Genomic DNA, 1,137 nt, shown 5'->3' with positions numbered 1-1,137 from the left:
CCCTGGGTCCCTGTGTATTGCGATGTACGTTGAGCCTTGGCTTGATGTTGGCGGGTGTAGCTCGTTGGGTCCCTGGTCTTGAGACCGAGATTCCGGCAAGGGCGCGCTCGCCAGTCAGCTTTTCCGAACAGTCGCACGGGCGGAGCGCTTGGCGTTCGAGCTCGAACACAGGAGCGGAGCTATGACGCATGCATGCGCGGCCGGCGTGGATGTGGGCCGAGATTGGCTCGACGTGGGCCTGGCCCCGTCTGGCAAGGTGTTCAGGCTCGCCAACGGGCCGTCGGGGATCGCCACCCTGGTGGCGCGGTTGGAGCGCGAGGGCGTGGGCAAGGTGGTGCTGGAGTCGATCGGGACCTATGGCGCGCGTCTGGTGCGCGGCCTGGCCCTGGCCGGCTTCGAGGTCGGGGTGGTCGATCCCAAGCGGATCACGGCCCTGCGAACGGCCGAAGGGCGGCGCGCCAAGACCGACAGGCTGGACGCAGAGCTGATCGCGCGATTTGCTCTGCTGATGCAGGACGCCGCTCGCCCCGTTCCCAGCGCCAAGGCCTTCGAGATCCGAGCCCTGTCGACCCGCCGTCGCCAACTGGTGGAGATGGCGGCCATGGAGAAGACCCGGCTCAAGCAGACCCTGGATGAGGCCGTCGCCGACAGTTGTCGGCGGATGATCGCCTGGCTTGCCCAGGAGCGCGCCGAGACCGAGGCGCGCCTGCAGGCCCTGATCCTGGAGGCTCATGACGGCGCGGCCCGCCAGGCCCTGCTGCAGACCATCCCCGGCGTCGGTCCGGCCGTCAGCATGACCCTGCTGGCCGACCTGCCCGAGTTGGGAGGCCTGGATCGCAAGGCTGTCGGCAGCCTGGCGGGCCTGGCTCCTCACCCCAACCAGAGCGGAACCCGCACCGGCCAGGCCCACATCGGTGGTGGACGGCCTTGCGTACGCGCCGCCCTCTACATGGCCGCCGTCAGCGCCGCCCGCTCCGACAAGGGCTTCAAGCGCGAGTATCTGGCCCTCAGACAAGCCGGAAAGCCCGCCAAGGTCGCCCTCGTCGCCATCGCCAGGAAGATCGTCGTCGCCGCAAACGGCATGCTTAAATCCGGCCAGCCTTGGCAAAAACCCGCTTGACCCAACACAGTCGCCGG

Annotated in this window: 1 protein-coding gene; it reads left to right on the top strand. The window is 68.5% G+C overall.

Translation table 11 applies throughout. The features are described 5' to 3' along the window. Window positions 1-181: 181 nt before the first annotated feature. Complete coding sequence (locus AC07R7_RS25905) at window positions 182-1,120, top strand: IS110 family RNA-guided transposase (protein ID WP_494637248.1); 939 nt, start codon at window positions 182-184, stop codon at window positions 1,118-1,120. Window positions 1,121-1,137: the final 17 nt, after the last annotated feature.

The organism is Caulobacter sp. GW821-FHT05F04 (assembly GCF_059419665.1).
The sequence above is the reverse complement of the archived record's forward strand: the minus strand, read 5'-3'. Positions and strand labels throughout refer to the sequence as shown.

Coding starts and splice junctions, on each gene's coding strand:
- AC07R7_RS25905 (WP_494637248.1), top strand. CDS start 182: ATGACGCATGCATGCGCGGCCGGCGTGGATGTGGGCCGAGATTGGCTC.